Below are 7,095 nucleotides of genomic sequence, written 5' to 3'. Positions count from 1 at the left end.
GCGGCGTTCCTCGGCGGACCGGTGTCCGTGACGGCCGTCGCCCTCTGGGAGCTTTGGTACCTGCGGACGCGGTACGGCATCCGCGTGCGCGGCTGAGCCGTGGGCCCGGGGCCCACGGCTCAGCCGCGCGGAGCAGGACTACTCCCCCAGCCCCGCCAGGTCCCGCAGCCGCCGCCCCTGGGCGGCGCGTTCGGCGGCGCGCTGGTCGTCATAGGTGCGGCCGGCCGCCTCCCGCAGCAGCGCCTTCGTCTCGACGACCGCGTCGCGCGGGGCCGCCAGCAGGGCCGCGGCGAGGTCGGCCACCGCCGCGTCGAGCTCGGCGGCCGGGACGACGAGGTTGGCCAGGCCGGTGCGCTCGGCCTCCTCGGCATGGACGAAGCGGCCCGTCGCGCAGATCTCCAGCGCGCGGGCGTAGCCGACCAGCGAGACGAGCGGCCGGGTGCCGGCCAGGTCGGGCACCAGGCCCAGGCTGGTCTCGCGCATGGCGAACTGGACGTCCTCCGCGCAGACGCGCAGGTCGCAGGCGAGGGCGAGCTGGAAGCCCGCGCCGATGGCATGCCCCTGGACGGCGGCTATGGAGACGATGTCGTTCCGCCGCCACCAGGTGAACGCCTCCTGGTAGCGGGAGATCTCCGCGTCCAGGTCCGCGTCCGCGCCGCGTGCCAGGTCGAGGAACGACGGCTCGCCGTCGAAACCCTCGGGCGTGAACGCCTGCCGGTCGAGGCCCGCGGAGAAGGACTTGCCCTCGCCCCGGAGCACCACGACCCGCACACTGCCCGGCAGCAGCCGCCCGGCCTCGGTGAGGGCCCGCCACAGGGCGGGCGACTGGGCGTTGCGCTTGGCGGGGTTGGACAGGGTGACGGTGGCCACCGCGTCGTCCACGGTGAGCCGGACGCCATCCTGGTCGAGCAGGGCCTGCGGGGCGATCATGGGAGCCTCCGGTATCGGCATGCAGTCGGTGTAAGTGACTGCACAGTAACCACCCGGCCGGTCGAACCGCCGACCGGGTGGCACTGCCCATGCTTTCGGTGCCCGACAGGTGCGCGGTGTCAGGCCGAGGCGGCCTTCTTGCCACGCGTCGCACCGCCGCGACCCCGCAGGATCACGCCGGATTCGCTGAGCATCCGGTGGACAAAGCCATAGGAGCGGCCGGTCTCTTCGGCCAGCGCCCTGATGCTCGCACCGGAGTCGTACTTCTTCTTCAGGTCTGCCGCGAGCTTTTCGCGCGCGGCGCCGGTCACCCGGCTGCCCTTCTTCAGAGTCTCGGCCACCCGTGCCTCCTCATGGGAGATGCGCCTCTTGTCTCTCATGATCACCCCTTGCCGGGATCCTGGCCACCCATTCGGCAAGGTCGATGACAGAAGGTTTCCGCGATCCGGGCCGCCGAAGCCGGGCGGAACAGGCGATTCCGGCTTCCCGGGCCCGTACACCCGTCCGGGTGGCGGGGGAAAGTGGCAGGTCAGGAGGGGGCCGGGGAGCACGGGGGCGAAAGGCACCGGGTGCCGGTTCCGGTGCGTGCGCCGGAGCGTTCCACCACACCGGGGGATGAGCCGCCCTCACTCAGATGAAGGATCACGCATCGGCCGAATGATCGGGACGGCACTGATCAAGGGTATTGATCAAGCACATCGATCAAGGGCGATCGTCCACCGGCGGGGACGGCTCCGCGGGGACGGCCGGACGCCCCCTCGGGGGCGATGGCTCAGGCGAGGGCCACCAGATCCGCGTAGTCCGGGCCCCACAGGTCCTCGACGCCGTCCGGCAGCAGGATGATGCGCTCCGGTTCGAGCGCGTCGACGGCGCCCTCGTCGTGCGTCACCAGGACCACCGCGCCCTTGTAGGTGCGCAGCGCGCCGAGGATCTCCTCACGGCTGGCGGGGTCGAGGTTGTTGGTGGGCTCGTCCAGGAGGAGGACGTTGGCGGAGGAGACGACCAGGGTGGCCAGGGCCAGCCGGGTCTTCTCGCCGCCGGAGAGGACGCCGGCGGGCTTGTCGACGTCGTCGCCGGAGAACAGGAACGAGCCGAGCACCTTGCGGACCTCGACCAGGTCGAGGTCGGGGGCGGAGGAGCGCATGTTCTCCAGGACCGTGCGGTCCGGGTCCAGCGTCTCGTGCTCCTGCGCGTAGTAGCCGAGCTTGAGGCCGTGGCCCGGGGTGACCTGCCCGGTGTCGGGCTTCTCGGTGCCCGCCAGCAGGCGCAGCAGCGTGGTCTTGCCGGCGCCGTTGAGGCCGAGGATGACGACGCGGGAGCCGCGGTCGATGGCCAGGTCGACGTCGGTGAAGATCTCCAGCGAGCCGTAGGACTTGGAGAGGCCCTCGGCCATCAGCGGGGTCTTGCCGCACGGCGACGGGTCGGGGAAGCGCAGCTTGGCGACCTTGTCGGAGACGCGCTCGGCCTCCAGGCCGGCGAGCAGCTTCTCGGCGCGGCGGGCCATGTTCTGCGCGGCGACGGTCTTGGTGGCCTTGGCGCGCATCTTGTCGGCCTGCGAGTTGAGCGCGGCGGCCTTCTTCTCGGCGTTCTGCCGCTCGCGCTTGCGGCGCTTCTCGTCGGCCTCGCGCTGCTGCTGGTAGAGCTTCCAGCCCATGTTGTAGACGTCGATCTGGGAGCGGTTGGCGTCCAGGTAGAACACCTTGTTGACGACCGTCTCGACGAGGTCGACGTCGTGGGAGATCACCACGAAGCCGCCGCGGTAGGTCTTGAGGTAGTCGCGCAGCCAGGCGATGGAGTCGGCGTCGAGGTGGTTGGTGGGCTCGTCGAGGAGCAGGGTGTCGGCGTCCGAGAAGAGGATGCGCGCGAGCTCGACGCGGCGGCGCTGACCGCCGGAGAGGGTGTGCAGCGGCTGGCCGAGGATGCGGTCCGGCAGGCCGAGGCTGGCGGCGATGGTCGCGGCCTCGGCCTCGGCGGCGTAGCCGCCCTTGGTCAGGAACTCCGTCTCCAGCCGCTCGTACTTCTTCATGGCCTTCTCGCGGGTCGCGCCCTTGCCGTTGGCCATGCGGTCCTCGTTCTCGCGCATCTTGCGGAGGACGGAGTCCAGGCCGCGCGCGGAGAGGATGCGGTCGCGGGCCAGGTCGTCGAGGTCGCCGGTGCGCGGGTCCTGCGGCAGGTAGCCGACCTCGCCGGAGCGGCTGATGGTGCCCGCGGCGGGGATGCCCTCGCCGGCCAGGCACTTGGTGAGGGTCGTCTTGCCCGCGCCGTTCCGGCCGACCAGGCCGATGCGGTCGCCCTTGGCGATGCGGAAGCTGGCGGACTCGATGAGGACGCGTGCGCCGGCGCGCAGCTCGATGCCGGAGGCGGTGATCACGGAACTACTCCTGGGCGGGTGGGACGGCGGTCGAGGGGGACACCTCCCGGTGCCGCGCGGGCCGGGGAGGGGGCGAACACTGCCGCGCGGGCGGCGGCGCCGTCTAATGCACGAGGAGAGAAGCCATGGGGAAGATTCTAACGGTGGCGGGCAAGCGGATTTCCCGGCCGGGCGGTGGGACGGGGGCCCGCCGCCGCCGCGTTTCCCCGCCGTTCGCCCCGTCGTGCGCCCTGTCCCCCGTCCCGCCCCCGCCCTGTCCACCGTCCCGCCGTTTCGTCCGTCACACTCCGGGCAGCCCCTCCTGCGGGGCGGCGCCTCCAGGGGAGCACATAACGGGTGATTAACGGATACTCGGGGTGATGTCCCCGGGTGGAGAGGCGGTCGTGCATGCAGTTCGACGACGACGCGGATCTCGACACCTCCCAAGTGCAGGACGAGCGGGGCAGCCGGATCCCCGGCGGCGGCCTGACCGTGGGCGGCGGGGTCGTGGGGCTGCTCGCCCTGCTCGCCGGCCTGTTCTTCGGCATCGGCCCGCAGGAGCTGGGGCTGTCCTCGGGTGAGCCCGGCACCTCGCCGTCCGCGAGCACGGACGCCCAGGTGGCGCGGAGCTGCCGCAAGGGCCGGGACGCCAACACCCGCGAGGACTGCCGGATCGTCGGCGTCGTCAACAGCGCCCAGTCGTTCTGGAGCCAGGAGTTCGCCCGCCGCTCCACCGCCTACAGCCAGGCGCAGACGACGCTGTTCACCGGCCGGACGAACACCGCCTGCGGAGCCGCGTCCTCCGCCGTCGGCCCGTTCTACTGCCCCGGTGACCGCAAGGTCTACCTGGACCTGGACTTCTTCAAGGAGCTCACGAGCAAGTTCGGGGCCCGCGGCGGGCCGTTCGCCGAGGCGTACGTCGTCGCCCACGAGTACGGACACCACATCCAGAACCTCACCGGCACGCTCGCCCGCTCCCAGGACCGGACGACCGGGGCCGGCAGCAACGCGGTCAAGGTCGAGCTCCAGGCCGACTGCTACGCCGGCGTATGGGCCCACCACGCGGCCTCCACGCCCGAGCGGTCGAGCGGGAAGCCGCTGCTCAAGCCGCTGACGCGGACGGACATCGAGGACGGCCTCTCGGCCGCGGCGGCGGTCGGCGACGACCGCATCCAGGAGAAGTTCCAGGGCCGGGTCACCCCGGAGAGCTGGACCCACGGCTCGGCCGAGCAGCGGCAGCAGTGGTTCACCACCGGGTACCGGACGGGGAACGTGGCCGCCTGCGACACGTTCCGGTAGCCCGGTGTCCCGCGGAAGCGAGGAGTCAGCCCCATGTCGGATCTCACCCACACCATCCGCCCCACCGTCACCCCGGCTCTCCTCTACCGCGACGCCAAGGCGGCTCTCGCGCAGCTCACCACCGCGTTCGGCTTCGTCCGGTCGGCGCTGTACGAGAGTGAGGACGGGACCGTGCTGCACGCGGAGCTCGTCCATGGCAACGGGATGGTGATGATCGGGTCCGCTGGGCGGGGTGGGCCGTTTGCCGATGCCATGGCCGAGGCGGGGCCCGCCGGGGTCTACGTGGTGGTGGAGGACGTGGATGCTCATTGTGAGCGGGCTCGGCGGCAGGGGGCGGAGATTCTGGTGCCGCCGGCTGATCAGGTTTACGGGGCGCGCGACTACCTCGCGCGGGATCTCGAGGGCAACCTCTGGACGTTCGGCACGTATGCGCCGTCGGGGCCTGAGGTTGCCGGCTGACGCCGGTGGGGTTTGCCCCTGGCCCGCCCCTTCGCCGTTTCCTGGGGCTGCGCCCCAGACCCCGCTTGTCGCGGCTCCGCCGCTCGTCCTCACTCGCCGGACGGGCTGAATCAGCCCGTCCGGGGGTGCGGGGGCGCAGGCGCCGCTCAGCTCCCCCCGCGGTGCACCTGGAACGCCGCTCTCCGGACCGCCTTGGCCAGGGCCGGATCCGGATGCGCGGCCGCCAGAGCGACCAGCACCTGGACGGTCCGGGGGTGCCCCACGGCCCGCACCTCCGCCAGCAGGCCGGGGACCGTACCCTGCACCGCGGACTCCAGGTGCCGCACGAGCAACCGGCTCTCCCCGTGATCGGCGACGGCCGCCGCCGTATCCACCCACAGCCAGGTCGCCTCCTCCCGCGTGAGGACCTCGGCGGCCTCGTCCGGGTCGTGCCCCTCCTGCTCCGCCAGCCACAGCAGCGCGTAGGGGCGCAGGACGGTCTCGTCGACGACGGCCCGGACGGCGGGTTCGGCGGGGGCGCCGACGGCTCGCAGGGCCTCGAAGGCGAGGCCGCGGACGAGGGCGTCGTCGCCGCGGGCCGCCTCCAGGAGCTCGGTGACGGCGCTGCGGACCGGCCGGGCGGCGAGCCAGGCGCGGTACTCGGCGCGGGCGGGGCCGGGGCTGAGGTCGGCGCAGCCGCGCAGCATGGCCTCGGCGGAGAGTTCGATGTTGCCCGCGGGGCTCTGGGCGGCGACGCAGATCTGTTCGAGCTTGACCCAGACCGCCCAGTTGCCGAGCGGGGTGAGCACGGCCTCGGCCTCCGGTCCCGCACCGTCACCGCCACCGCCGCGCACCACGAGCGCGCCGACCGAGGCCAGCCCGTCGAGCGCCCAGGCGAGCAGGTCCGACAGCGGTCCGACGTCCTCGGCGCTCCCGTCGCGGGGGGCCGGGACGGGAGCGCCGGCCGGAACCGGTTCGGGGCCGTCGTAGCGGATCTCGCAGCGTTCGGCGCGGATCTCCGCGACGCGCTGCCGGAGCAGGTCGAGCAGCATGGCGACGGACACGGACCCGGCCGACAGGTGCATGACGGACAGCAGCTGCGGGGCCGCCTCGACGACCTCGGCGGCCACGGTCGGGTCGGTGCCGGCCGGTTCGGGGTGGGCGAGCGACCAGGCGTCGAACAGGGCGACCCAGCCGCGCAGCACGGCGCTGTCGTCGCGGTCCCAGGCGGTGAGCCGCCAGCCGGGGCGGGCGCTGCCGCCGTGCAGTTCGAGCAGTCCGGCGAGCCGGGCCCGGTCCCAGTCGGCCTGCACCTGGCGGGGCGTCAGGCCGAGGTCGGCGGCGGCCCGCTCGGCCGTCTCCGGCCCGAGCGCACCGGCCTCGTCGGGACCCGGTCCGGCCCCGCGGGCGTACTCGGCCGCCGCCCAGCGGGCCAGGCGGACGGCGCCGGTGAGTCCGGCTCTCGCCTGCCGGGCGAGTTCCGGACGGCCCGGGATGCCGGCCGGCGGCCGGGGTGCCGGACGGGAGCCTCGGTCGGCCACCGCCTTGCGGGCGGCGGCGATCGGCTGCCGGGGTACGAGTCTGAGCCGGGAGTCGCGCGGAGTACGGGACGTCACAGGAGCAGTCTTGCCGTTCACGCTCCGAAAACCCAATCGGAATCAACCATGCAGTCACGGATGACACCTGGTGGCAACCTACATAAGGGGCGTCAGGAACCGCCGCAGGGACTCCTCGTAGCCCTTCCGGTCCGCGTTCCACAGCGCCGCGTGCCCGGCGTCGCGGACCGTGCGCAGCGTGACCAGGTCCGGACGGCGCGCGGCCAGGTCCCGGGAGTGCGCCCAGGGCGCGACGGCGTCGTCCGGGCCGTGCAGGAGGAGGACGGGGACGGTCAGCCGGGCGGGGTCGGCGGCGGTCCGGAGCGTCGCCTGGTCCAGCCCGCCCCGTACGCGGGCCGCGTGCACCGCGAGCGGGCGCAGGGCGGCCGGGAGCCGGCGTGCGGCGAGGGCGCGCAGCGCGGCGTCCCAGTCGAGCACCGGCGAGTCCAGGACGAGTCCGCCGACGTGCGGCCGGATCCGCGG

The 7,095-nt window shown here is 73.4% G+C and carries 7 protein-coding genes; 2 read left to right on the top strand and 5 right to left on the bottom strand.

Going from position 1 to position 7,095, the window contains the following annotated elements; all coding sequences use genetic code 11:
* Positions 1–138: 138 nt before the first annotated feature.
* The 3 genes from JNW98_RS33675 to JNW98_RS33665 form a co-directional block, all read right to left on the bottom strand.
* Positions 139–930 (bottom strand): enoyl-CoA hydratase/isomerase family protein, encoded by a 792-nt coding sequence (locus JNW98_RS33675; protein ID WP_223772096.1) that lies wholly within the window; start codon positions 928–930, stop codon positions 139–141.
* A 119-nt stretch (positions 931–1,049) separates the two neighbouring features.
* Positions 1,050–1,271 carry a helix-turn-helix domain-containing protein gene (locus tag JNW98_RS33670; RefSeq protein ID WP_030366669.1) on the bottom strand — a complete coding sequence of 74 codons (222 nt, stop codon included), beginning with the start codon at positions 1,269–1,271 and terminating at the stop codon, positions 1,050–1,052.
* A 431-nt stretch (positions 1,272–1,702) separates the two neighbouring features.
* The gene (locus JNW98_RS33665; protein WP_185945825.1) at positions 1,703–3,301 is read right to left on the bottom strand and encodes an ABC-F family ATP-binding cassette domain-containing protein; all 1,599 of its coding nucleotides are present in this window, start codon (positions 3,299–3,301) and stop codon (positions 1,703–1,705) included.
* 387 nt (positions 3,302–3,688) lie between these two features.
* On the opposite strand from JNW98_RS33665, the gene ypfJ reads away from it, so the two are divergent.
* Positions 3,689–4,579 (top strand): KPN_02809 family neutral zinc metallopeptidase, encoded by an 891-nt coding sequence (gene ypfJ / locus JNW98_RS33660; protein WP_223772095.1) that lies wholly within the window; start codon positions 3,689–3,691, stop codon positions 4,577–4,579.
* A 33-nt stretch (positions 4,580–4,612) separates the two neighbouring features.
* Entirely contained in the window at positions 4,613–5,038 is a 426-nt protein-coding gene (locus JNW98_RS33655) for a VOC family protein (protein ID WP_223772094.1), read from the top strand.
* Between the two features lie 146 nt (positions 5,039–5,184).
* On the opposite strand, the gene JNW98_RS33650 is transcribed toward JNW98_RS33655, so the two are convergent.
* Entirely contained in the window at positions 5,185–6,633 is a 1,449-nt protein-coding gene (locus JNW98_RS33650; RefSeq protein ID WP_223772093.1) for a hypothetical protein, read from the bottom strand.
* A 78-nt stretch (positions 6,634–6,711) separates the two neighbouring features.
* Positions 6,712–7,095 (bottom strand): alpha/beta fold hydrolase (locus JNW98_RS33645; RefSeq protein WP_223772092.1); only part of this gene is annotated, 384 nt, incomplete at its 5' end.

This window comes from Streptomyces huiliensis (assembly GCF_020037025.1).
Taxonomy (GTDB): Bacteria; Actinomycetota; Actinomycetes; order Streptomycetales; family Streptomycetaceae; genus Streptomyces; species Streptomyces huiliensis.
Note: the sequence above shows the minus strand (reverse complement) of the source record. Positions and strands in the feature narration are given on the sequence as shown.